General features: G+C 69.7%; 1 protein-coding gene. It reads right to left on the reverse strand.

What is annotated here, in order from left to right; genetic code table 11:
• Window positions 1-23 precede the first annotated feature (23 nt).
• A complete protein-coding gene (locus AB0M27_RS47825; protein WP_365732464.1) occupies window positions 24-1289 on the reverse strand; it encodes an ISL3 family transposase in 1266 nt (421 codons plus the stop codon).
• Between the last annotated feature and the right edge of the window lie 112 nt (window positions 1290-1401).

Consider the following 1401-nt stretch of genomic DNA (forward strand, 5'->3'; position numbering starts at 1 on the left):
GGCTCTCCTGCCGTATGTGTGGGTCATTCTGTGGCGGGTTGGCGGCCGGGGAGGGTGGGGCGGTCGCCGGCGAGGGTGAGCATGACGAGGGCGATGATGGCGTCGGCGGTGTGGAAGCCGAAGCCGCGTCGGATGATCAGGCGGGTCTTGGTGTTCGTGCTCTCGATCAGTCCGTTGCTCATGCCGGTGGTCAAGGCGGCACGGATCGCCTGATGGTGGCGGCGGATGCGGCGCTGGAGGTCGACGAAGCTGTCGATGCGGCAGCGGCGAGCCCAGCCGATCCAGCGGTCCAGAGCGGACAGAGCGGCGGTGGGCCGGGTCTTGGCCAGGGTGAATACCGCGCGGAGGGCCTCCTTCAAGCGCCAAGCGCGGTGCAGGCGGGGATCGGTGGCGGCGATCCAGGTGAGTTTCGCGGCCTGCCGATCGGTGAGGTCTGCCTGGTTCTTCCACAGCGCGAAGCGGGAGTCTTTCAGCGCCCGGGCGGTGTCCGGGTCGGCGGCCTGGCGGCGGGCGCGGTTCCACGAGGCACGGCGTTCGGCATCCAGGGCGTCGGTGGCCCACGCGATCACGTGAAAGGGGTCCATCACGCGCACCGCCGACGCGGCCCGGTCGGCCAGGACCTCAGCGATCCAGACCGCGCCGTCGGCGCTGATGTGCGTGAGTTTGGCGGTGCGCCGCTTGCCGAGGGCGTTGAAGAAGCGGTGCAGGACGTCCTTGCCGTGCCCCTCGGCCATCCACACCACCCTCGCGGTGTCGTGGTCCACGACGACCGTCATGTATTTCTGCCCCTTGCGGTGGCTGATCTCGTCGATGCCGATCCGTCGCAGCCCTGAGAGGCGGTCGACCAGCCGGTCGCGGTCGGCGACGTATCGCTCGACGATCGCGCCGATGGTCCGCCAGGAGGTGCGCATCAGCTGCGCGGCCGCGCTCTTGGAGCACTCGGCGGCCATCCATGCCGCCTGGGCGTCGAAGGCGTGGGTATGCCCGGCGCCGTGACGGGCCCAGGGCACCGCGGCGACGGTCGTCCCGTGCTCGCGGCAGGTCACTCGCGGCGCGGCCGCCTCGAGGAACACACGCATCACGCCGTGGTCGAGGTCCCGCCACCGGCGCCGGCCTCGTCCCGTGTCGTACCAGGGCGCCGGGCGCCGGCAGATCCCGCACCGCTGCCGACGGCGCGCATCGGGCCGTACCGACACGATCACGCACCGTTCGTTTTCATCGATCCGGACGCCCTCGACCACCGTGTGTTCGGCCGTCAGCGTCCGCTTCCATATCCTGAAGAGGGACACGCCGTTTTCCTGCTTGATCCAACTTGAGCCTAGACACCTCAAGGATCACAGGAGACGGCGTGTTTCCCGTATCGGGGCAGCTCAGGGCACCCACACATACGGCAGGAGAGCC

The organism is Streptomyces sp. NPDC052107, from assembly GCF_040680215.1.
In the GTDB taxonomy this organism is placed as follows: domain Bacteria; phylum Actinomycetota; class Actinomycetes; order Streptomycetales; family Streptomycetaceae; genus Streptomyces.